We start from the raw sequence: 23,203 nt of genomic DNA, 5'->3' as shown, positions 1-23,203 counted from the left end.
GGTGGTCCCACCTGACCCCATGCCGAACTCAGAAGTGAAACGCCGTAGCGCCGATGGTAGTGTGGGGTCTCCCCATGTGAGAGTAGGGAACTGCCAGGCATCAAACAAGTGAAGAGGCCATCCGCAAGGATGGCCTTTTTGCGTTTCTGCACCTGCTTCCTTTCCATAAACTAATCACCCATCCCTTCGTATATACGGTAAACTATCCCGGTTTTTGCATCAGGATAGCGTCTATGAATCACTCCCTTAAGCCCTGGAATACCTTTGGTATTCAACGGAATGCTAATCAAATTGTACGTGCCGACAGTGCTCAGCAGTTGCTGAATGCCTGGCAAAACGCAACAGAAAACGGTGAACCCGTACTTATTCTGGGCGAAGGAAGTAATGTCCTGTTTCTCGATGATTTTGCGGGGACGGTAATCGTTAATCGCATCATGGGGATTGAGCGTAAAGAGAGCGCTGACAGCTGGCATTTACACGTGGGTGCTGGCGAAAACTGGCACCATCTGGTGCAATATACCCTTGAAAAAGGGATGCCCGGACTGGAAAACCTGGCCCTCATCCCGGGCTGTGCAGGATCATCTCCTATTCAAAACATCGGTGCCTACGGCATTGAACTGAAACACGTCTGCGAATATGTCGACTGCATCGAACTCGCGACCGGAACGGCGAAGCGTTTGACCGCAGAGCAGTGCCGCTTTGGCTATCGCGACAGCATTTTCAAGCACGACTATCAGGATCGTTTTGTCATTGTGGCCGTTGGCCTGCGTCTGGCGAAAGCATGGAAACCTGTTCTGACTTACGGCGATCTGGCCCGTCTCGATCCGGCTACCGTCACACCGCGTGAGGTTTTTGATTCCGTTTGCCACATGCGAATGACCAAGCTTCCGGACCCGAAAGTGAATGGAAATGCGGGCAGTTTCTTCAAAAATCCGGTGATCGGCAGCGAAAATGCGAAAGCGTTTCTCGCTGGCTGGCCAACGGCCCCGCATTATCCTCAGGCGGATGGCAGCGTGAAGCTGGCCGCAGGCTGGCTTATCGATCAATGTGAATTAAAAGGTACTACGCTTGGTGGCGCTGCTGTTCATCGTCAGCAGGCACTGGTGCTGATCAATCAGTCCAACGCGACAAGTGAGGATGTCGTCAACCTAGCGCATCATGTTCGCCAGCGTGTGGGCGAAAAATTTAACGTCTGGCTGGAGCCTGAAGTTCGCTTTATTGGCCGAACGGGCGAAGTGAATGCCGTGGAGACCATTGCGTGAAGGACAATACTATTCCGTTAACTCTCATCGGTATTCTTGCTGATGGCGAGTTTCATTCTGGCGAGCAGCTGGGCGAACAGCTGGGCATGAGCCGCGCTGCCATCAATAAACATATTCAAACGCTCCGCGACTGGGGCGTAGATGTGTTTACGGTGCCGGGAAAAGGCTACAGCCTGCCGGAACCAATCCAGTTACTGAATGAAGAGATCATCCGCGGCCAGATTGGACACGGTAACGTCGCGGTATTGCCGGTCATTGATTCGACGAACCAGTATCTGCTGGATCGCCTGAGCGAGCTGAAATCCGGTGATGCCTGCGTTGCCGAGTACCAACAGGCAGGACGTGGCCGCCGGGGGCGTAAGTGGTTTTCGCCATTTGGTGCCAACCTCTACCTTTCCATGTACTGGCGGCTTGAACAGGGGCCAGCTGCGGCCATCGGGCTGAGCCTGGTCATCGGCATTGTGATGGCAGAGGTGCTGCATGATTTGGGTGCCGATCAGGTGCGGGTAAAATGGCCCAACGATCTGTATCTCAACGATCGAAAGCTGGCGGGGATCCTGGTCGAACTGACGGGAAAAACAGGCGATGCCGCACAGATCGTCATTGGGGCGGGGCTGAACATGGTGATGCGAAACGTGCAGAACGATGTCGTGAACCAGGCCTGGACCAACCTACAGGAAGCGGGGATCACCATCGATCGCAATACGCTTGCCGTCCGCATGATCAATGAGTTGCGTAGTTCGCTGACGCTCTTTGAACAAGAGGGGTTAGCGCCATTCCTTTCCCGCTGGGAAAAGCTGGATAACTTTATTAACCGACCGGTGAAGCTGCTGATTGGGGATAAAGAGATTTACGGCACATCACGCGGCATTGACGCGCAGGGCGCGTTGCTGCTTGAACAGGATGGCGTGATTAAGCCCTGGGTGGGCGGTGAAATTTCATTACGAAGTGCAGAGTAACCCTCTCCCCACAGGGGGAGAGGGTGTAGCAGGTCACTGCGGATACGGCACCCAATCCCCGGCATTCAGTCGGACATAAGGCTTATTCTGATACTGGATCACCACCGCATTGGCGTTTTCCGATACCTCCGCCGTCTGCGGCAGCCCGCTGGTGAGCTGATCCCAGTTCACGCTATCTTCCACAAACAGCTTACCGTCTACAGCGCGAGCAACCAGTTCCGAGATGGCCAGATAGCTGCTTGGCTGGGTGATCTCAACTGGCGCGCCCTGATGCGGTGCCTTCATGCCAAAGAACTTAATCCCGGCCGGAACGTTTGTGATGGACGGGCTTGGGATATCGCGCAGACCAGACACCTGCATCCTGTCGCCTTTCAGCGCTCCACCATGTTCCGGGACCACCACCACCATCACTTTACGACCTGATTTTTCCAGCTCGTTAAAGAACGCGTTCAGCTCGTCAAAGAACTTCTGCGCACGGGCCTTGTAATCGGCCGTTTTGCTTACGCCCGGATAATGGTTCCCGTCGTGAAGCGGCAGCGTATTATAGAACGTCGCGCTACGCGTCCCTTCCTCTTTACCGACGGTGTCGAACCAGCGCTGAAGTACGGCGGTATCGTCATAGACCGGCGAGCCATCGAAGCCCAGTAACGTCACTGGCAGCCCTTTCTGGTCCATCAGTGGGGCCTGCATGCCACCCTGTTCACGCACTTCTTTCAGGAAGTTACCGAACTGACCGTTATGGCCCATCATCAGGTGTTGGGTAAAGCCCAGTTTTGCCAGGTTATCAAACAGGTAACACTGGTTAGCTGCCGGCTGGTAGAGGTTCTTATGCGAGGGCTGCCCACAGCTGGCGCGCAGCAGGCGGATAGCCGCCGGGCCGCTGTACGACGTGGCCGAGTTGAAGTCTTTGAACTGAATATCGAAATGCGACCACAGCGGGTGCGACATCAAACCAGCCGCGTCAACGTCAGCCCAGGACAGAGAACAGATGTTAATGACCAGCAACTCAAACGGCTGAGCATCAGCAGGCAGCGCGTCCGGGAATTTCGTCTGACGCTTATCTTCCGCAGCGTAAAAACTGGAGAGCCACGCGTTCAGGTTCGTAGATGTCGGCGGCGCCGTCTGCGCTGGAATATCCCCAACCACAGGCGTATCCCCTGCTGTCGCGACGGTAGCGGCGGCGGAACCGCCCGTGGTGGTTACGGTTGTCGTCGGCTGACCGGCTGGCCACAGCGAGAAGCTCGGGCCCGTCAGCGTCAGTACGTTTAGCCAGATCATAATCGCGACGACAAACACCGTCACCCGGATCCACTGAGACAGGAACAGCCAGGCAACCAGCAGGACAAATACCGCGCCAATCATCTGCCAGTTAATAAAGCGCTCAACCAGATCGAGCATATAGTCCGCACTGAAACCTGCGACCTGGGAACCCTGGCTCATAATGCTTTCGGGGCCGGGTAGCCAGGTATCATGCCAGAACAGGGCGAAACCGATAGGGATAGCAATCCAGTGACGTATACGGTGCAGCCTGAGATTCGGGATTGGCATCAGCAGGAATGCCATAAACACCAGATTAAGCAGCGGGTGGAAATTAAGATAGCCTGCCCACAGCAGACCAAACTTCACCAGAAAGTAGAAATTCCAGCCGGACAGACCGCGCCAGTATTGCCAGAGTGGCGATGGCGCTGAAGAGGTATAGGTAGAATTAGTCATGTTTTCGGTTTGCCTTGACGTTTGAAGCGCGAGTCAGTGTTCCGGCGGGTTTAATATAGCGAGGTTTGACGAACAGTAATCTGATCGTATCGCGAATACGGCGCAGGGAATGGCGTGCATAGTAGCCAAGCGGCAAAAAAATCAGCGCGCACAGAACAACCAGTTGGATGATATCGCTGATATTCATAATGGAACGCTCTCCTTGTTCTCATCCATTAAGCGTAGCGGCTCAGGAACCCGACGCCATACATGCCCGTCATGTTTCGCGTTCAGAACCGGTTTGGCACCACTTGTTACAGGCAAGGGTTTGGCCCATTTTTCAGGTGCCAGGGCTCGCATCTGGACAAGCTCAGCGCTGATCAAATTATCTTCAAACCAGACCATGCGGTTCGAGAAAATATCCCCGGTAGGCAGCGGGAAGATATGGTTCAGGGCGGTATCCAGATCGTTCACCCGACAGAAGGAGAGGAACAGCACCAGGCGATTATCGCCAATGGTCATGATATCCCCGATACGATTAGGGCGGCACAAGGTGAGCGCCTGCTCAACGCGAATGCCCGGCACAGGACGCAGGGCAACCATCACCCCTTTTCCGTCTGCCGGTAAAAGCGTATTGCTCATCATGTTGCCCACCGCATCGCAGAAGGTGTCCCATTTCTGGTAGCCGCGCAGTTTCATCGGCTGCGTCATTGAAAGCAGGGTGCTGATATCTTCCGGAACATATCGATTAAACTGCTGGCCCTGAATGCTTTCGATCAGCGTCAGACAGCGCGACAGGGGAGCATTCCAGGGAATGACCATATTCGCGCCGCAGCCCAGTAATAAGCGCTCATCGGTGGCGCGCAGGCTGGTATTATTTTCACGTACCACGATTTTTAACGCGCTGCCGCGCTGGCGACGTAATGTGTGAATGTGCCGTGCCAGCGTTTCGATTTGGTTATTCTGGATCAACGAGAAGATAATGGTCGCCGCCTGCGTGGTGCGCGCCTCATCAAATAAGGCCTCGTTAGTTTCGAACAGTGACCAATGCTCAGACAGTGCAGGCGCACCTTCCAGTACCGCAATATGACTCAGAACGCGCTTTTCATCACTGCGTGGCTGAACCACCGTCTCTTCCTGTTGAGCAAGATGCCACTCGTCCCCGACATTTTTGAGGGTAAGCTGCTGTCGGGAGCTCACCCCTTTTTCATTGCACCAGAAAGCCACGTCGTAAAGATGGCTGTCAGTCTGGACACGAATACTGGCCAGGCCATAGAGGGAACGGTATTCACTCATTAAAAGTGAAAAAAGTTTGTCGTTATTACTGCCCGGGTTAACAACCAATAAGGTGCAATTTTGATTTTTTGCCCATCTGCTGATTCTTCCCAGCCATTTCAGCAGTTTTTCAGACGGGATATTTTGTAGACCGTTTTGAGAACATTTAAGAATCAGTAAATAGTGTTCAGGAACAATAGAGCACTGAATATCGCGGGGCAAAAAGTATAAACTGTCGGCCTCCGCTGGCATGGAAAATAATCGTACTGTCTGGGGTCCACGGTCAGTTTCGAGCCTGATGATTGACTTTGGCTCATCGCCCATCGTAATGACGGCCACGCGGTAATCCTTACCCTGCGCCGCTATCGTCTGGTTTACCAGACTGATGGCATCTTCATTACGATCCGTATTAACCCACCAGACTCCTCCGACTGGCATGTGGCGCAATTCGTCCCATAATGACTGGATGCCAATAGAAAATATGGAGTCCACGGTGTCCCTCTTTTCGTCGAATTTCTATGTCTCTCAGTTTACTAGCGAAAGCGTAGAAATAAACCTAACATTGAAATTAAAGAACATCAGATTTAGCATGTAAATGAAATTTCGTGGGCAGGACGCCTCGCTGCATCTGAATCTTATGATTTTACTCAAAGGGATGAAATAAGAATGCAAAATAACGAACCCGCAACTCCAGTCGACCCAAGCCTGGGTTACACATTCCAAAACGATTTTCTGGCGCTCACGCAGGCTTTTTCATTGCCTGAAATAGATTACACCGATATTTCCCAGCGGGAACAGTTGGCTGCGGCTATTAAACGTTGGCCGTTATTAGCTGAGTTTGCCCAACAACAATAAGGAAGCCATTGATGGCCGTACTAGGATTACAGGGCGTCCGTGGTGGAGTGGGTACAACTTCCGTAACCGCGGCGCTGGCGTGGTCATTACAGGTTTTAGGTGAATCAGTACTGGTTATTGATGCCTGCTCCGATAATTTGCTGCGCATGTCTTTCAATGTCGACTTTACGCATGAAAACGGCTGGGGGCGCGCGCTTCTGGACGATAAAGACTGGCGGGATGCGGGTTTGCGCTATACCTCCCAGCTCGATTTGCTTCCCTTTGGTCAGATGACGGAAACCGAACGCGGGAATGAAGCTGCGTTTCAGCGCCTGTTCTCTCGCTTCACCACCGCTTTGCAGAGTCTGAAAGAGAGCGGACACTATCAGTGGATCCTGCTGGACCTGCCGCACGGCGCCGCGTCGCTGACCCGCCAGCTTCTGTCGCAGTGCGACCATGTGCTCTCCATTGCGAACGTAGATGCGAATTGTCATATCCGTCTGCATCAACAGGCAATGCCTGCCAATGCCCATATTCTGATTAACGATCTGCGCATTGGCAGCCAGATCCAGGACGATCTGTACCAGGTCTGGCTCCAGAGTCAGCGCCGCCTGTTGCCAATGGTTATTCATCGTGACGAAGCGATGGCGGAGTGCCTCGCTTCCAAACAACCGCTTGGGGAGTACCGTAGTGATTCACTGGCGGCAGAAGAGATCCTGACGCTGGCTAACTGGTGTCTGCTGCACTTTGCTAAACGGCCGGAGCCTGCCGGGAGTTCAGTATGAGCCGCCTGACCAACTGGTTGCTCATCCCGCCGGTCAGTTCGCGCTTAAGTGAACGCTACCGCCATTACCGTCATCACGGCGCCTCATCGCTGAGCGCTGCGCTGGGCTGCTTCTGGATGATTCTGGCGTGGATGTTCATCCCCCTCGAACATCCACGCTGGCAACGTATTCGTGCGCGCCACGGTGAACTCTATCCGCATATCAACCCTGACAAGCCGCGTCCGCTCGATCCCGCGCGCTACGCTATACAGTCCATCTGGCTTCTGGCGACCTCAACGGGTGCGGAGAAAAAAACGTCCCGCTGGCGCAGCTTCGATCGCGTGCAGAACTTACGTGAACACTATCACCAGTGGCTTAACCGGCTACCCGACCGGGTTGGCGATAGAACAGGTCATTTAGATAATCACAAAGAGCTCGGGCACCTTCACCCGGGCTTACGGCGTTTTATTCTCGGCGTGGTGGTGGTGTTCTCGCTCATACTGGCGCTGGTCTGTATTACCCAGCCCTTCAACCCGCTGGCACAGTTTACCTTCCTGATCCTGCTGTGGGGCGTGGCGCTGCTGGTGCGGCGCATTCCGGGGCGTTTTTCTGCCCTGATGCTGATCGTGCTGTCGCTGACCGTTTCCTGCCGCTACATCTGGTGGCGATATACCTCAACGCTGAACTGGGACGATCCGGTCAGCCTGGTGTGTGGGTTAGTGCTGCTGTTTGCTGAGACCTACGCCTGGATCGTGCTGGTGCTGGGTTACTTCCAGGTTATCTGGCCGCTGAATCGACAGCCGGTGCCGCTGCCAAAAGACACGACCCAGTGGCCAACGGTGGACCTCTTCGTGCCGACCTACAACGAAGACCTGTCGGTGGTGAAAAACACCATTTACGCCGCGCTGGGTATCGACTGGCCGAAGGATAAAATCAAAATCTGGATCCTCGATGACGGTGGCCGCGCCGAGTTCCGCCAGTTCGCGGACGAAGTAGGGGTCGAGTACATCGCCCGTACCACGCATGAACACGCTAAGGCCGGTAACATCAACAATGCGCTGAAATATGCCAAAGGGGAGTTCGTCTCTATTTTCGACTGCGACCACGTGCCAACGCGCTCGTTCCTGCAAATGACCATGGGCTGGTTCCTGAAGGAGAAAGAGCTGGCGATGATGCAGACGCCGCACCACTTCTTCTCACCGGACCCGTTTGAACGTAACCTCGGTCGTTTTCGTAAAACCCCGAACGAGGGCACACTGTTCTATGGTCTGGTGCAGGACGGGAACGACATGTGGGACGCAACATTCTTCTGCGGCTCCTGTGCGGTGATCCGCCGTAAACCGCTGGATGAAATTGGCGGGATCGCCGTCGAGACGGTCACGGAAGATGCGCACACTTCGCTGCGTCTGCACCGTCTTGGCTATACCTCCGCCTACATGCGCATTCCTCAGGCGGCGGGGCTGGCCACGGAATCCCTGTCGGCGCACATCGGCCAGCGTATTCGCTGGGCGCGCGGCATGGTGCAAATTTTCCGCCTCGATAACCCGCTGATGGGTAAAGGACTGAAACTGGCGCAACGGCTGTGCTACGTCAACGCCATGTTCCACTTCCTGTCGGGTATTCCACGGCTTATCTTCCTCACTGCGCCGCTGGCGTTCCTGCTTCTTCACGCTTACATCATCTATGCGCCTGCGCTGATGATTGCCCTGTTCGTTCTGCCGCACATGATCCACGCCAGCCTGACGAACTCGAAGATTCAGGGGAAATATCGCCATTCGTTCTGGAGTGAAATCTACGAAACGGTGCTGGCCTGGTATATCGCGCCGCCAACCATGGTGGCGCTGATTAACCCGCATAAAGGGAAATTCAACGTCACCGCGAAGGGCGGGCTGGTGGAAGAGGAGTATGTCGACTGGGTGATCTCCCGGCCCTATATCTTCCTGGTGCTGCTGAATATTGTGGGCGTGATTGTTGGGATCTGGCGCTACTTCTACGGCCCGGAAAACGAAATTCTGACGGTCTTCGTGAGTATGGCGTGGGTGTTTTATAACCTGATTATCCTCGGTGGCGCGGTGGCGGTATCGGTTGAGAGCAAACAGGTTCGCCGCGCGCATCGCGTCGAAATCAGCATGCCAGCGGCCATTGCCCGCGACGATGGACATCTCTTCTCCTGTACCGTACATGACTTTTCGGATGGCGGTCTGGGTATCAAGATCAACGGTCAGGCGAAGGTGCTTGAGGGGCAGAAGGTCAACCTATTGCTTAAGCGCGGCCAGCAGGAGTATGTCTTCCCGACGCAGGTGGTGCGTGTGAGAGGAAATGAAGTGGGTCTGCAACTGATGCCGCTGACTAAAAAGCAACACATTGATTTTGTGCAGTGTACGTTTGCCCGCGCGGATACGTGGGCTCTCTGGCAGGACAGCTTCCCTGAGGATAAGCCTCTGGAAAGCCTGCTGGATATTCTTAAGCTGGGGTTCCGTGGCTATCGTCACCTTGCAGAATTTGCCCCGTCGTCGGTGAAATTAATTTTCCGGTCACTTACTTCACTGGTTTCCTGGGTCGTGTCGTTCATTCCGCGTCGACCTGAGCGAGATGAAGCGAAGCAGGCGGACCCGGTTATGGCTCAACAATGATGATAACGCGATGAAAACAAAACTTTCCTGGTTATGTGCAGTGGCAATGGGGATGAGTGCGCTCCCTGCAACAGTGGCTAACGCGGCGCCTGATAACGCAGCGACCACACCCGCGCCAACGGTGCCTGTCGTCGCGCAAGCGACCGATCCGGTAGTGACGGCGGCGCCGGGGCAGACGGAAAACGTCGTCCCGAATCAGCCGACGATGGGGAATACGCTGCCCGCCGACAACCCGGTGGTTGGGCAGGTTATGCCTGGCGTGCCGGGAGCCAGTGCACCGGTGGTTGCGGAAAATACGCCGTCGCGTGACGTTAAGCTGACGTTCGCCCAGATCGCGCCTCCTCCGGGCAGCATGGTTCTGCGCGGCATCAACCCAAATGGCGGTGTCGAATTCGGTATGCGTAGCGATGAAGTCGTGTCGAAAGCGATGCTCAACCTGGAATACACGCCATCGCCGTCGCTGCTGCCGGTGCAATCCCAGCTTAAGGTCTATCTGAATGATGAGCTGATGGACGTCCTGCCCGTCACCAAAGAGCAACTGGGTAAGAAAACCCTGGCTCAGGTGCCGATTAACCCGCTGTTTATCACCGACTTTAACCGCGTGCGTCTGGAATTTGTCGGCCATTACCGCGATGTCTGTGAAAACCCGGCCAGCAGCACCCTGTGGCTGGATGTTGGTCGTAACTCTTCGCTTCAGATGACCTATCAGCCGCTGGCGTTGAAAAACGATCTCTCCGCCTTCCCGGTGCCGTTCTTCGACCCGCGTGATAACCGTCCACTGAACCTGCCAATGGTGTTTGCGGGCTCTCCTGATGTGACCGAACAGCTGGCGGCCTCTATCGTGGCATCCTGGTTTGGTTCCCGCTCCGGCTGGCGTGGCCAGAGTTTCCCGGTTATGTACGACAAAATGCCGGACAAAAACGCGATTGTGTTTGCCACCAACGCCAAACGCCCGGCATTCCTGCGGGACCATCCAGAGGTGAAAGCGCCCACCATCGAGATGATCAGCCACCCCGACAATCCGTACGTGAAGCTGCTGGTGATCTTCGGGCGTGATGATAAAGATCTGGTGCAGGCGGCAAAAGGCATTGCGCAGGGCAATATCCTGTTCCGCGGTAATAGCGTCGTGGTGGATGAGGTGAAACCGCTGCTGGCACGTAAGCCTTATGATGCGCCGAACTGGGTCCGCACCGACCGCGCGATTACCTTCGGCGAGCTGAAAACCTATGAAGAGCAATTGCAGTCAACCGGGCTTGAACCTTCTCCTGTCAGCCTGTCGCTGAACCTGCCGCCGGATCTCTATCTGCTGCGCACCAACGGTATTGATATCAACCTGAACTACCGTTACACCGCGCCGGTAACCAAAGACAGCTCGCGCATGGATATCAGCCTCAACAACCAGTTCCTGCAATCCTTCAGCCTGACCAGCAGCCAGGAGACAAACCGGTTGATGCTTCGTCTGCCTGTATTGCAGGGGCTGCTGGATGGCAAAACCGATGTGTCGATCCCGGCGCTGAAGCTCGGTGCGGTGAACCAGCTGCGGTTTAACTTCCAGTATATGAACCCGATGCCGGGTGGATCGGTGGAAAACTGTATTACCTTCCAGCCGGTGCAAAACCACGTGGTGATTGGTGATGATTCCACAATCGACTTCTCGAAGTATTACCACTTTATCGCGATGCCGGATCTGCGTGCGTTTGCTAACGCCAGTTTCCCGTTCAGCCGCATGGCTGATCTCTCTGAATCGATTGTCGTGATGCCAAAAGCGGCCAATGAAGGCCAGGTTGCCACGCTGCTGGACACCATGGGCACCGTCGGGGCGCAAACCGGCTTACCGGCTATCAACGTGACGGTGACGGATGACGGTAGCCAAATCCAGAACAAAGATGCCGATATCATGGTCATCGGCAATATTCCGGACAAGCTGAAAGACGAGAAGCGCGTCGATCTGCTGGTGCAGGCGGCTCAGTCATGGGTCAACACGCCGCTGCGTCAGACCGAGTTCCCGAGCATCATGCCGGACAGCGGCGATCGCCAGGCCAATATCAGGACGACCGTAAGCTCAACGGGTCCGATGGCTGCGATTGTTGGCTTCCAGTCTCCGTATAACGACCAGCGCAGCGTGATCGCCCTGCTGGCGGACAGCCCGCGCGGCTATGAGCTGCTCAACACGGCCATGAACGACAGCGGTAAACGGGCGGCAATGTTCGGTTCCGTCTCGGTGATCCGTGAGTCGGGGGTAAACAGCCTGCGCGTGGGGGATGTCTACTACGTCGGTCATCTGCCGTGGTTCGAACGCCTGTGGTACGCCCTCTCTAACCACCCGGTGCTGCTGGCCGTGTTGGCTGCGCTCAGCGTTGTATTGCTGGCGTGGGTACTGTGGCGTCTGCTGCGAATCATCAGCCGTCGTCGTCTTAACCCGGACCATGAGTAAGCCGTGATGAAAATCTTTCGCGGGTGTGTAGTCGCAGCGTTGATGCTGGCGGCGGCGAATCTGCATGCCGCCTGTCGCTGGCCTGCCTGGGAGACGTTCAAGCAGGATTATATGAGCGAAAGTGGGCGCGTCATTGATCCCAGTGACGCGCGCAAAATCACCACCTCCGAAGGGCAAAGCTATGGACTGTTCTTTGCCCTGGCAGCAAACGATCGCAAGACGTTCGATCTGCTGCTGACATGGACGCGCGATAACCTTGCCGAGGGGGATTTAGCCCAACATCTCCCGGCGTGGCTATGGGGAAAAAAGGACGACAACACCTGGGCGGTTATCGACCCTAACTCCGCGTCCGATGCCGATATCTGGATTGCCTGGTCGCTGCTGGAAGCCGGGCGGCTGTGGAAAAATCCCGATTACACACGCACGGGTAAGGCGCTGTTGACGCGCATTGCCAGTGAGGAAGTGGTGAAGGTGCCGGGGCTGGGTTCTATGCTGCTGCCGGGTAAAGTCGGTTTTGCCGATGAGAGTGTCTGGCGCTTCAACCCCAGCTACCTGCCGCCGCAGCTTGCGAGCTATTTCACCCGTTTCGGCGCACCGTGGACAACGCTCCGTGAAACCAACCTGCGTCTGCTGCTGGAGACCGCGCCAAAAGGATTTTCCCCGAACTGGGTGAAATACCAGAAAAAGGGCGGCTGGCAGTTGAAGCAGGATACGACCCTGATCGGCAGTTACGATGCGATTCGCGTCTATCTGTGGGTAGGGATGATGAACGATAACGATCCGCAAAAAGCCCGGCTACTGGCGCGTTTCAAGCCCATGGCGACCACCACAATCAAACAAGGCTTACCGCCGGAAAAAGTGGACGTAGCGACCGGGAAACGTACCGGAGATGGGCCGGTAGGGTTTTCTGCCTCCCTGCTTCCATTTTTACAAGAACGGGACGCGCAGGCGGTGCAACGCCAGCGTGTCGCCGATCGTTTTCCCGATAACAATGCTTATTACAGCTACGTTCTGACCCTCTTTGGACAAGGGTGGGATCAGCATCGTTTTCGTTTCACCGCGCAAGGTGAATTACTACCGGATTGGGGCCAGGAATGCGCACGTTCACACTAAATCTACTCGCCTTATCGCTTGGCCTGGCGCTCATGCCCCTGGCCCAGGCCGCCAACTCCCCGCAGCAGAGACAGCTGCTGGAACAGGTTCGTCTGGGGGAATCCACCCAGCGTGAGGATTTGGTGCGCCAGTCGCTCTATCGCCTTGAGCTGATCGACCCCAACAACCCGGACGTGATTGCCGCTCGCTTCCGCTACCTGTTACGACAGGGGGATACGGCGGGCGCGCAAAAAGAGCTGGATCGCCTGAAAGGAATGGCACCCGATTCCAGTGCGTACCAGTCCTCCCGTACGACCATGCTGCTCTCCACGCCGGATGGTCGCCAGGCCCTCCAGCAGGCTCGCCTGCTCGCCACCACCGGGCACACGCAGGAAGCTATTGCCGCGTATGACAAACTGTTTGACGGTAATCCGCCCAGCGGCGACATCGCGACGGAGTACTGGAACGTGGTGGCGAAAGAGCCTGCCCGCCGCAATCTTGCCATTAATCAGCTGAAGAAAATCAACGCCAGCAGTCCGGGCAACGCCCCGCTACAGGCTTCGCTGGCGCAGCTTCTGTTCCAGAGTGGACGGCGTGATGAAGGGTTTGCGGTTTTACAGGAGATGGCCAAATCGAACAATGGCCGCAGTCAGGCGTCGGACATGTGGTACCAGCAGATCAAAGATCAGCCGGCCAGCAGCGCCAGCGTTACCGCGCTGCAACAATACCTGAGCGTGTTCAGCGATGGCGATAACGTGACGGCGGCGCGCGCCCAGCTTGAAGCGCAGCAAAAACAGCTCGCCGATCCGGCGTTTCGCGCCAAAGCCGAAGGGTTAGCCGCAGTGGATGCCGGGCAGGGCAGTAAAGCGGTAACGGAGTTGCAGAAAGCAGTCAGCGCCAACCACGCCGACAGTGAAGCCGTAGGCGCGCTGGGGCAGGCCTATTCGCAGAAAGGCGATCGCGCCCGCGCGGTTGCGCAGTTTGAAAAGGCGATCGCCCTCGATCCGCAGAGCGACAACCGGGGCAAATGGGACAGCCTGCTGAAGGTTAACCGATACTGGCTGCTGATCCAGCAGGGTGACAACGCCCTGAAAGCCAACAAGACAGCCCAGGCGGAACGCTATTATCAGCAGGCGCGCAACATTGACAATACGGACAGCTACGCGGTCCTGGGGCTGGGTGACGCGGCGGCGGCGCGCAAAGATAACGACGCGGCTGAACGCTATTATCGCCAGGCATTGCGGATGGACAGCGGCAACAGCAACGCGGTACGCGGTCTTGCCAATATTTATCGCGAGCAGTCTCCGGAGAAGGCGACGCAGTTTATTCAGTCGCTCTCTGCCAGCCAGCGCCGCAGCATTGATGATATTGAACGTAGCCTGACGAACGAGCAGCTCTCGGCTCAGGCTGAACAGCTGGAAAGCCAGGGAAACTATGCGCAGGCCGCAGAAATTCAGCGCCGACGCCTTGCGCTTTCCCCGGGCGACGTGTGGATCACCTACCGGCTATCACGCGATCTGTATAGCGCGGGTCAGCGCAGCCAGGCAGATAACCTGATGCGCCAGCTGGCAAGCCAGAAACCGGGCGATCCGGATCAGGTTTACGCCAGCGGGCTGTACCTGTCCGGTAACGATCGGGACCGGGCCGCGCTGGCGCATCTGAACACGCTGCCGCGCGACAAGTGGAACGGCAACATCCAGGCGCTGGCGGACCGCCTGCAAAGTAATCAGGTGCTGGAAACCGCCAACCGCCTGCGCGACAGTGGAAAAGAGCAGGAAGCGGAAGCGCTGCTTCGCCAGCAGCCCCCGTCCACCCGTATTGACTTAACGCTGGCAGACTGGGCTGAACAGCGTGGCGATCACGAGGCCGCGAAAACCGCCTACAACACCGTCCTGCAACGGGAACCGCAGAACGAAGACGCAATTCTCGGCCTGACCGAAGTCAATCTTGCTCAGGGCAACAGGGACGCCGCTCGCGCTGAGCTGGCGAAACTGCCCGCGGCACAAAACGGCGAACCGCTCTCCCTCAATATGCAGCGCCGGATCGCCATGGCGCAGGCCGGTCTGGGCGATTCAGCCGCGGCAGAAAAGACCTTCAACACCATTCTTCCGCAGGCAAAATCGCAGCCGCCTTCTATGGAAAGTGCGCTGGTGATGCGTGATGCCGCCCGCTTCCAGGCGCAAAACGGCCAGCCTCAGCAGGCGCTGGACACCTGGAAGGATGCGATGGTCTCATCGGGCATCACAACGACTCGTCCAACCGATAACGACAGCTTTACGCGGCTCACGCGTAACGATGAGAAAGATGACTGGCTGAAGCGCGGCGTGCGCAGCGATGCAGGCGATCTTTATCGTCAGCAGGATCTGAACGTCACGCTGCAACACGACTACTGGGGATCCAGCGGCACGGGGGGCTATTCCGACCTGAAAGCGCACACCACTATGCTCCAGGTGGATGCGCCGCTATCGGATGGCCGCATGTTCTTCCGTAGCGATCTGGTCAATATGAACGCCGGTTCCTTTGATACGGACAATGGAACCTACGATCCAACGTGGGGTACCTGCGCCGAAACGCCATGTCACGGCAGCACGAACCAGTCGGCCAACGGCGCCAGCGTGGCCGTCGGCTGGCAGAACAACACCTGGGCGTGGGACATCGGTACAACGCCGATGGGCTTCGACGTGGTCGATGTGGTGGGCAGCCTGAGCTACAGCAACGACTTGGGGCCGATTGGCTACACCCTGAACGCCCATCGTCGTCCGATTTCCAGCTCGGTGCTGGCCTTCGCCGGGCAAAAAGATCCTAATACCGACACCACCTGGGGCGGCGTGCGTGCTACCGGTGGCGGCGTGAGCATGAGCTACGACAAAGGCGAAGCTAACGGGATCTGGTCAAGCCTGAGTGCCGACAGCCTCACCGGGAAGAATGTCGAAGATAACTGGCGGGTCCGCTGGATGACCGGCTATTACTACAAGCTTATCAATCAGAACAACGAGCGTCTGACGGTCGGTGTGTCCAACATGCTCTGGCATTACGATAAGGATTTAAGTGGCTATTCGCTGGGCCAGGGCGGTTACTACAGTCCCCAGGAGTATGTGTCGTTCGCCTTACCGGTGAACTGGCGTAAACGCACAGAGAACTGGTCATGGGAGCTGGGCGGTTCCGTCTCATGGTCCCATTCAAAAACAAAGGATGTGATGCGTTATCCGTTGCAGGGGCTGATCCCGGACAATGAGCCAGGCCGTTATACCGATAAAGGTGTGATGGGAACCGGAAGTAGCTCGTCAGGGACGGGTTATACCGCAAGGGCGATTGTTGAACGCCGTGTGACGTCCAACTGGTTTGTCGGTCTGGGCGTCGATATTCAGGAAGCGAAAGACTATACCCCGAGCCATGCGTTGCTCTATGTTCGGTATTCTGCCGCAGGCTGGCAGGGTGATATGGACTTACCGCCGGAACCGCTGGTGCCTTATGCAGACTGGTGATCGGATTTTTGCTTAATCTAATTGTAAGTCTCTCTTAAAAGTGCAGCTATCGGGTATACTCGGGCGCACCAGGTTTACGCCCTGGTGCGCCCTGCGCTTCGAGTTTTGTGGAGAGTCATTTTGCGTGTCAGCCGTTCCTTAACGATCAAACAGATGGCGATGGTGTCTGCCGTCACAATGCTGTTTGTCTTCATCTTCTGCGTCATTTTGCTGTTTCATTCCGTACAGCAGAATCGCTATAACACGGCTTCGCAACTGGAAAGTATTGCTCGCTCGGTGCGGGAACCCCTGTCGGCCTCGATCCTGAAAGGGGATATCCCCGAGGCGGAATCCATCCTGAAACGCATTCAGCCCGCCGGTATCGTGAGCCGCGCCGACGTAGTGCTGCCGAACCAGTTCCAGGCGCTGCGGATGAGCTTTATCCCGGAGCGTCCCGTCCCGATGATGGTGATGCGCCTGTTTGAACTGCCGGTGCAGATTTCCCTGCCTCTCTATTCCCTGGAAAGACCGGCTAACCCGCAGCCGCTGGCCTATCTGGTACTACAGGCGGACTCGTACCGCATGTATAAATTCGTCATGAGTTGGGTTGCTACGTTAGTGACTACTTACTTACTTTTAACCTTAATGTTGAGCGTGGCGCTGACGTGGTGCATCAACCGGTTAATTGTGCATCCGTTGCGCCGCATAGCCCGGGAGCTGAATGACCTCTCTCCGCAGGAGCACATGGGGCATCAGCTTCCCTTGCCGCGTCTGCATCACGACGATGAAATTGGCATGCTGGTCCGCAGTTACAATATCAACCAGCAGCGTGTCCTGCGTCAGCAGGAAGAGGTCAGTAATAATGCCACCCGTTTCCCGGTTTCCGACCTGCCAAACAAAGCGTTTTTAATGGCCCTGCTGGAGCAGACCGTCGCTCGCCAGCAGACCACCGCGCTGATGGTGATTGCCTGCGAGACCTTGCAGGACACGACGGGCGTGCTGAAAGAGAGCCAGCGCGAGATGCTATTACTGACGCTGGTGGAAAAAATCAAATCTGTGCTGGCGCCGCGCATGGTACTTACCCAGGTCAGCGGCTATGACCTGGTGGTGATTGCGCACGGTGTAAAAGAGCCGTGGCACGCTATTACGTTAGGTCAGCAAGTACTCACTGTCATAAATGAGCGGCTACCCATTCAGGGTATCCAGCTACGCCCAAGTGCCAGCATTGGTATCGCAATGTACTACGGTGGTCTGACCGCCGAGCAGTTATACCGTCGGGCTTTCTCAGCAGCGTTTACCGCGCGCCGAAAAGGCAAAAACCAGATCCAGTTCTTTGATCCGGAGCAAATGGAAAAAGCCCAGCAGCGCCTGACGGAAGAGAGCGACATTCTGACGGCGATGGACAATCGCCAGTTTGCGCTCTGGCTACAGCCGCAGGTGGATTTGCGCACGGGTGAAGTGACCAGCGCCGAAGCGTTGCTGCGCATGCAGCAGCCGGACGGCACGTGGGAGCTGCCTGAGGGGATGATCGAACGTATCGAGTCCTGCGGCCTGATGGTCACCGTCGGATACTGGGTGCTGGAAGAGTCGTGCCGCCAGCTTGCGGCCTGGCAACAACGGGGCATCACGCTGCCGCTGTCGGTGAATCTTTCTGCGCTACAGCTGATGCACCCGACTATGGTGCCGGATATGCTCGAGTTGATCCATCGCTACCGCATCCAGCCCCACACGTTGATCCTGGAAGTCACCGAGAGCCGTTGTATTGACAATCCTGACGACGCTGTCGCCATTCTGAAACCGCTGCGTAATGCCGGGATCCGCATTGCGCTTGACGATTTTGGTATGGGGTATTCCGGCCTGCGTCAGCTCCAGCACATGAAAACCCTGCCGGTGGACGTCCTGAAAATCGACAAAACCTTTGTGAAAGGGCTGCCGGAGGATTGCAGCCTGGTGCAGGCCATTATCCAGATGGCGCACAGCCTGAACCTGCACGTGACTGCCGAAGGTATTGAGGCCGAAGCCCAGCGCGAGTGGCTGGCTGCGGCGGGTGTGGAGAGCGGTCAGGGCTTCCTGTTTGGCCGCGCCGTGCCGACGGATACCTTTGAGCGACGCTATCTCGCCGACGCTGGCAATAACGCAAAAGTGTAATTTTGTTGCTGGCTTGTGCGAGCCAGCTCAAAGTTCTTAACATTTGTGTTTCAAATTTGAACCCCGTTTATTTCTGTCCTGTTATGTGGGTGTTATTTTAAAGCCGCAGGTTAACCATAACCTTACAAAGCCTGTAGTTATTCTTTCCAGGGACACCCTATGAAAACCTCACTCTTCAAAAGTCTTTACTTCCAGGTCCTGACAGCCATCGCCATCGGTATTCTGCTCGGTCACTACTACCCGGAGCTGGGCGCGCAAATGAAACCGCTTGGCGACGCGTTCGTTAAGCTCATCAAAATGATCATCGCGCCGGTCATCTTCTGTACCGTGGTGACCGGTATCGCCGGCATGGAAAGCATGAAGGCGGTCGGGCGTACGGGGGCGGTTGCCCTGCTGTACTTCGAGATTGTCAGTACCATCGCGCTGATTATCGGCCTGATTATTGTCAACGTGGTACAGCCTGGCGCGGGCATGAACGTTGACCCGGCCACGCTGGATGCGAAAGCGGTGGCGGTTTACGCTGAACAGGCGAAAGATCAGGGGATTGTTGCCTTCCTGCTGGACGTGATCCCGAGCAGCGTGATTGGCGCGTTCGCCAGCGGAAATATCCTCCAGGTACTGCTGTTTGCCGTGCTGTTTGGCTTTGCCTTGCACCGTCTTGGCAGCAAAGGTCAGCTGATTTTTAACGTCATTGAAAGCTTCTCGCAGGTTATCTTCGGCATCATCAACATGATTATGCGTCTGGCCCCGATTGGTGCCTTTGGCGCGATGGCCTTCACCATCGGGAAATACGGCGTCGGCACGCTGGTACAGCTTGGCCAGCTGATTATCTGCTTCTACATCACCTGTATTCTGTTTGTGGTGGTGGTGCTCGGCTCCATCGCTCGTGCGACCGGCTTCAGCATCTTCAAATTTATCCGTTACATTCGTGAAGAGCTGCTGATTGTCCTCGGCACATCCTCTTCTGAGTCCGCGCTGCCGCGTATGCTCGATAAAATGGAAAAGCTGGGCTGCCGTAAGTCAGTGGTGGGGCTGGTTATTCCTACGGGCTACTCCTTTAACCTGGACGGCACCTCGATTTACCTGACGATGGCGGCGGTCTTTATTGCTCAGGCCACCAACAGCCACATGGATATCTTCCATCAGATTACGCTGCTGGTCGTCCTCCTGCTCTCCTCGAAAGGGGCGGCGGGCGTAACGGGTAGCGGATTTATCGTGCTGGCGGCCACTATCTCAGCGGTTGGCCATCTGCCGGTGGCGGGTTTGGCCCTGATCCTCGGTATCGACCGCTTTATGTCTGAAGCCCGCGCGTTAACCAACCTGATTGGTAATGGTGTGGCGACGGTTGTGGTGGCGAAGTGGGTAAAAGAGCTGGATCACAAGAAACTTAACGATACGCTGAATAATCGCACATCTGAGGACAAAACCCCCGGTTTATCCTCTTAATCCCTCATAAATGCCCGTATTCCCTTGTGGGGATGCGGGCACCTGCGCATAATAACCGCTCATACCTGTCATATTTCGACAAAATTTTTTTGGGTATATTTCGCTTCCGCCCGTGACGTTTAGCTGAACACGCTGTCTAATCGGAAGGTTTTCATCGTCATCTTTGAGTGCTCACGTCGCGAGACACTCTCTTTAACCAGGAATGTTGATCAGGGGTTCACATGCAGGGCACAAAAATTCGACTCTTAACCGGCGGTTTGCTGATGATGGCAGCAGCCAGTTATGTGCAGGCAGATGCGCTCCAGCCAGACCCGGCCTGGCAACAGGGAACACTGGCGAACGGATTCCAGTGGCAGGTGTTATCCACTCCGCAACGTCCGAGCGATCGCATTGAAATTCGTCTGGCTGTGAATACCGGCTCCCTCACTGAAAGCACCCAGCAGACCGGCTTAAGCCATTTTATTCCTCGACTGGCGCTCACCCAGAGCGGCAGTTTGCAGGCGGTTCAGGTGCGTTCTTTATGGCAACAGGCCATCGATCCTAAACGTCCGCTGCCCCCGGCTGTGGTCTCCTATGACTACACCATGTTTAATCTGAGCCTGCCCAACAACCGTAACGATCTGCTTAAAGAAGCGCTGACCTATCTTTCCGATGCCACCGGCAAACTGGCGATTACGCCTGAGACCGTAAACTATGCGTTGAGCAACAGCGACATGGTGGCGACCTGGCCGACGGATACCAAAGAAGGCTGGTGGCGCTACCGCCTGAAAGGGTCCACGCTGCTTGGCCACGACCCGGCAGAACCGCTGAAACAGCCGGTGGATCCAGAGCAGGTGAAATCTTTCTACCAGCAGTGGTACACCCCGGATGCCATGACCCTCATTGTAGTGGGCAACGTGGACAGCCGTGCGGTGATAGAGCAGATCAACAAAGCCTTTGGCGATCTAAAAGGGAAGCGTGAAACGCCCGCCCCTGTTCCTACTTTGTCCCCGCTGCGTCCTGAGACGGTCAGTATCATGACGGATACCGTGCGTCAGGATCGTCTTTCGATGATGTGGGATACCGCCTGGCAGCCGATCCGCGAGTCCTCGGCGCTGTTGCGTTACTGGCGTGCGGACCTGGCGCGTGAAGCGCTGTTCTGGCATGTTCAGCAGACGCTCAGCAAGAACAACGTGAAAGACATTGGTCTGGGCTTTGACTGCCGCGTGCTGTTCCAGCGCGCCCAGTGCGCCATTAACGTCGAATCGCCGGGTGATAAGCTGAACGCGAATCTCGGCGTGGTGGCGAAAGAGCTGGCTAAAGTGCGTAAAGAGGGCCTGTCTGAAGAGGAATTTAACGCCCTGGTGGCGCAGAAATCCCTCGAATTGCAGAAACTGTTTGCCACCTATGCCCGCGCCGATACCGATATCTTAATCAGCCAGCGCATTCGCTCCTTACAGAATCAGGTCGTGGATATCGCGCCGGAGCAGTATCAGAAATTGCGTCAGGATTTCCTGAACGGTCTGACCGTGGAGATGCTGAATCAGGATCTGCGGCAGCAGCTGTCTCAGGATATGGCGTTGATTCTGTTGCAGCCGAAAGGTGAGCCGGAATATGACATGAAAGAGTTAAAGGCCACCTGGAACGCCATCATGGCGACGCCGTCGCAGCCAGTACAGGCGGCGGCCGATGATTTGCACCAGGATGCGAGCGATATTCCGCAGGGCCAGTAAGGCCCTGCGTTCCCTCTCCCTGTGGGCTGAGGGATTTTATGCAGAAGCAATAAAGTTGCTTTCTAAATGACTGAGGGCTGTCAGCGATGCCCTGGTCCGGCTGTAAATCGCTGAGGCGTTTCCTGCAGGCCGGGGCGAGGCGCAGGGATGCGCCGAGAGCCCGGGTCGCCAGGGTGGTGGCGACTGAGCCACCCTGGCACGTTCACCGGTCATGTCGTTACAGAGTAGCAAGGAACATAAAGTGAACGGAATGACCACCACCGCCGTATGTTCCCCTCACCCTACCCTCTCCCCGGAGGGGCGAGGGGATTGCTCAGTGCTCGCATTAATTTGTGGGGAACCCTCAGCCCTGTGGGAGAGGGTTAGGGTGAGGGCATCAGCCCGCCCATTCCTTAAGCAGGCATCGCCTCGCGCGGAATAATCGCTCCGCGATACTGAATCACCGTGCTGGCCGTCAAGTGTCCGCGCTGCGCTGCCGCTTCTGGCGTACCTCCCGTCAAACGTACCGCCAGATACCCCGCGCTGAAAGAATCGCCCGCCGCAGTGGTATCAATCACTTTCTCTTTCGCCAGCTTCACCGCCGGCACCTCTTTCACGGCTTCACCCGCCACCGCCACCAGGCAAGACTCCGCCCCGCGCTTAATCACCACTTCGCTGACCCCAGCGGCCTGCGTCCGGGCGATGACCTCATCAACCGGCTTTTCACCCCACAGGGCATCTTCATCGTCCAGCGTCAGGAAGGCGATATCGGTGCATTCCAGCATCTGCTGATACACCTGCTGCGTCTCTTCGCGGCTGGCCCAGAGGCGCGGACGGTAGTTGTTATCGAAAATCACCTTACCGCCGTTGGCACGGCATTCGCGCAGCAGTGACAGCAGCTTTTCACGGCTCTGCTGGCTCAGGATCGCCAGGCTGATCCCGCTCAGGTAGAGGTAATCGAAGGTGGCCAGCTCTTCGCAAATCGCAGCGGCGGCATCGCTTTCCAGCCAGAATTTGGCAGCCGCTTCATTACGCCAGTAATAGAAGGTGCGCTCGCCGGTACTGTCGGTTTCGATGTAGTACAAACCCGGCAGACGGTTTTCCATTCGCTGGATCAGCGAAGTTTCAACGTTTTCACCCTGCCAGGCCTCCAGCATCTGCTGGCTGAAGCTGTCCGTTCCCAGCGCGGTAACGTAGCTCACGCTCAGCGCGTCGGGGGCGACCTGACGGGCAATGTAAACGGAGGTGTTCAATGTATCGCCGCCAAAACCGCGGCTGACTTCCGCGCCTTTCTGGGACAGCTCAATCATGCATTCGCCAATCACGGCAATTTTCTTAGACATAGTCGTGAACCTGAACAGAGTAATTAAGGGTAGTGTGCGCTGTGTGTTTTTTACGGTCAACCATATTAAAACGACGTTCCATTATTTTTTTTGAGCCAGCGCGTGTTCCGGCATATTTCTGTCATCTTAATTTCATTTTCCCGCTGAATTGAACATAAAGTTCTCA

Annotated in this window: 15 protein-coding genes and 1 rRNA gene; 12 read left to right on the top strand and 4 right to left on the bottom strand. The window is 56.2% G+C overall.

The genetic code is table 11. The features are described from left to right. From rrf to birA, 3 genes are all read left to right on the top strand, one after another. Window positions 1-99, top strand: a 5S ribosomal RNA gene (rrf, locus tag ACOTX2_RS16190); the annotation flags it as partial. Between the two features lie 134 nt (window positions 100-233). Next, window positions 234-1,262 (top strand): UDP-N-acetylmuramate dehydrogenase, encoded by a 1,029-nt coding sequence (gene murB / locus ACOTX2_RS16185; RefSeq protein ID WP_023307159.1) that lies wholly within the window; start codon window positions 234-236, stop codon window positions 1,260-1,262. Then, window positions 1,259-2,221, top strand: coding sequence for a bifunctional biotin--[acetyl-CoA-carboxylase] ligase/biotin operon repressor BirA (gene birA / locus ACOTX2_RS16180; protein WP_063148097.1), 963 nt, complete (start codon window positions 1,259-1,261; stop codon window positions 2,219-2,221). Before murB ends, birA begins: the two co-directional genes overlap by 4 nt. Window positions 2,222-2,254: 33 nt before the next feature. On the opposite strand, the gene bcsG is transcribed toward birA, so the two are convergent. The 3 genes from bcsG to bcsE are packed head-to-tail and all read right to left on the bottom strand — an operon-like array spanning window position 2,255 to window position 5,680. Continuing rightward, window positions 2,255-3,934 carry a cellulose biosynthesis protein BcsG gene (gene bcsG, locus ACOTX2_RS16175; RefSeq protein ID WP_023298844.1) on the bottom strand — a complete coding sequence of 560 codons (1,680 nt, stop codon included), beginning with the start codon at window positions 3,932-3,934 and terminating at the stop codon, window positions 2,255-2,257. Beyond that, the gene (gene bcsF, locus ACOTX2_RS16170; protein ID WP_022649733.1) at window positions 3,927-4,121 is read right to left on the bottom strand and encodes a cellulose biosynthesis protein BcsF; all 195 of its coding nucleotides are present in this window, start codon (window positions 4,119-4,121) and stop codon (window positions 3,927-3,929) included. The genes bcsG and bcsF overlap by 8 nt, the downstream gene beginning before the upstream one ends. Continuing rightward, window positions 4,118-5,680 carry a cellulose biosynthesis c-di-GMP-binding protein BcsE gene (bcsE, locus tag ACOTX2_RS16165; RefSeq protein WP_022649732.1) on the bottom strand — a complete coding sequence of 521 codons (1,563 nt, stop codon included), beginning with the start codon at window positions 5,678-5,680 and terminating at the stop codon, window positions 4,118-4,120. The genes bcsF and bcsE overlap by 4 nt, the downstream gene beginning before the upstream one ends. A 174-nt stretch (window positions 5,681-5,854) precedes the next feature. Here bcsE and bcsR point away from each other — a divergent pair, with 174 nt between their 5' ends. The 9 genes from bcsR to ACOTX2_RS16120 all read left to right on the top strand — a co-directional run bounded on the left by bcsR (window position 5,855) and on the right by ACOTX2_RS16120 (window position 21,715). After that, window positions 5,855-6,043 (top strand): cellulose biosynthesis protein BcsR, encoded by a 189-nt coding sequence (gene bcsR, locus ACOTX2_RS16160; RefSeq protein WP_022649731.1) that lies wholly within the window; start codon window positions 5,855-5,857, stop codon window positions 6,041-6,043. A gap of 11 nt (window positions 6,044-6,054) precedes the next feature. Continuing rightward, window positions 6,055-6,807, top strand: a complete 753-nt coding sequence (gene bcsQ, locus ACOTX2_RS16155; protein ID WP_023298843.1) for a cellulose biosynthesis protein BcsQ — start codon at window positions 6,055-6,057, stop codon at window positions 6,805-6,807. Continuing rightward, the gene (gene bcsA / locus ACOTX2_RS16150; RefSeq protein WP_063148098.1) at window positions 6,804-9,419 is read left to right on the top strand and encodes a UDP-forming cellulose synthase catalytic subunit; all 2,616 of its coding nucleotides are present in this window, start codon (window positions 6,804-6,806) and stop codon (window positions 9,417-9,419) included. The genes bcsQ and bcsA overlap by 4 nt, the downstream gene beginning before the upstream one ends. 10 nt (window positions 9,420-9,429) lie before the next feature. Beyond that, complete coding sequence (bcsB, locus tag ACOTX2_RS16145) at window positions 9,430-11,853, top strand: cellulose biosynthesis cyclic di-GMP-binding regulatory protein BcsB (protein ID WP_074172185.1); 2,424 nt, start codon at window positions 9,430-9,432, stop codon at window positions 11,851-11,853. A 6-nt stretch (window positions 11,854-11,859) separates the two neighbouring features. Beyond that, window positions 11,860-12,966: a cellulose synthase complex periplasmic endoglucanase BcsZ gene (bcsZ, locus tag ACOTX2_RS16140; RefSeq protein WP_063148099.1), complete on the top strand. Its 1,107-nt coding sequence runs from the start codon at window positions 11,860-11,862 to the stop codon at window positions 12,964-12,966. Beyond that, window positions 12,948-16,430, top strand: coding sequence for a cellulose synthase complex outer membrane protein BcsC (gene bcsC, locus ACOTX2_RS16135; protein WP_063148100.1), 3,483 nt, complete (start codon window positions 12,948-12,950; stop codon window positions 16,428-16,430). The genes bcsZ and bcsC overlap by 19 nt, the downstream gene beginning before the upstream one ends. Window positions 16,431-16,550: 120 nt before the next feature. Next, complete coding sequence (hmsP, locus tag ACOTX2_RS16130; RefSeq protein ID WP_023307153.1) at window positions 16,551-18,557, top strand: biofilm formation regulator HmsP; 2,007 nt, start codon at window positions 16,551-16,553, stop codon at window positions 18,555-18,557. 159 nt (window positions 18,558-18,716) lie between these two features. Continuing rightward, on the top strand, window positions 18,717-20,003 hold the full coding sequence (gene dctA, locus ACOTX2_RS16125; RefSeq protein WP_022649724.1) for a C4-dicarboxylate transporter DctC: 1,287 nt from the start codon (window positions 18,717-18,719) through the stop codon (window positions 20,001-20,003). 221 nt (window positions 20,004-20,224) lie between these two features. Next, complete coding sequence (locus ACOTX2_RS16120) at window positions 20,225-21,715, top strand: M16 family metallopeptidase (protein ID WP_022649723.1); 1,491 nt, start codon at window positions 20,225-20,227, stop codon at window positions 21,713-21,715. A gap of 392 nt (window positions 21,716-22,107) precedes the next feature. Here the strand turns inward: ACOTX2_RS16120 and ACOTX2_RS16115 are convergent, their stop codons facing one another. Beyond that, window positions 22,108-23,037, bottom strand: coding sequence for a sugar kinase (locus ACOTX2_RS16115; protein ID WP_063148101.1), 930 nt, complete (start codon window positions 23,035-23,037; stop codon window positions 22,108-22,110). Window positions 23,038-23,203: the final 166 nt, after the last annotated feature.

This window comes from Enterobacter cloacae complex sp. IR5412, assembly GCF_049237385.1.
Classification (GTDB): Bacteria; Pseudomonadota; Gammaproteobacteria; order Enterobacterales; family Enterobacteriaceae; genus Enterobacter; species Enterobacter intestinihominis.
Note: the sequence above shows the minus strand (reverse complement) of the source record. Positions and strands in the feature narration are given on the sequence as shown.

Bases quoted from the DNA above. Each gene is read 5' to 3' on its own strand.
- dctA (WP_022649724.1), top strand. From the start codon at position 18,717: ATGAAAACCTCACTCTTCAAAAGTCTTTACTTCCAGGTCCTGACAGCC.
- bcsG (WP_023298844.1), bottom strand. From the start codon at position 3,934: ATGACTAATTCTACCTATACCTCTTCAGCGCCATCGCCACTCTGGCAA.
- bcsB (WP_074172185.1), top strand. From the start codon at position 9,430: ATGAAAACAAAACTTTCCTGGTTATGTGCAGTGGCAATGGGGATGAGT.
- bcsF (WP_022649733.1), bottom strand. From the start codon at position 4,121: ATGAATATCAGCGATATCATCCAACTGGTTGTTCTGTGCGCGCTGATT.
- bcsZ (WP_063148099.1), top strand. From the start codon at position 11,860: ATGAAAATCTTTCGCGGGTGTGTAGTCGCAGCGTTGATGCTGGCGGCG.
- bcsA (WP_063148098.1), top strand. From the start codon at position 6,804: ATGAGCCGCCTGACCAACTGGTTGCTCATCCCGCCGGTCAGTTCGCGC.
- ACOTX2_RS16120 (WP_022649723.1), top strand. From the start codon at position 20,225: ATGCAGGGCACAAAAATTCGACTCTTAACCGGCGGTTTGCTGATGATG.
- bcsR (WP_022649731.1), top strand. From the start codon at position 5,855: ATGCAAAATAACGAACCCGCAACTCCAGTCGACCCAAGCCTGGGTTAC.
- murB (WP_023307159.1), top strand. From the start codon at position 234: ATGAATCACTCCCTTAAGCCCTGGAATACCTTTGGTATTCAACGGAAT.
- ACOTX2_RS16115 (WP_063148101.1), bottom strand. From the start codon at position 23,037: ATGTCTAAGAAAATTGCCGTGATTGGCGAATGCATGATTGAGCTGTCC.
- bcsC (WP_063148100.1), top strand. From the start codon at position 12,948: ATGCGCACGTTCACACTAAATCTACTCGCCTTATCGCTTGGCCTGGCG.
- bcsQ (WP_023298843.1), top strand. From the start codon at position 6,055: ATGGCCGTACTAGGATTACAGGGCGTCCGTGGTGGAGTGGGTACAACT.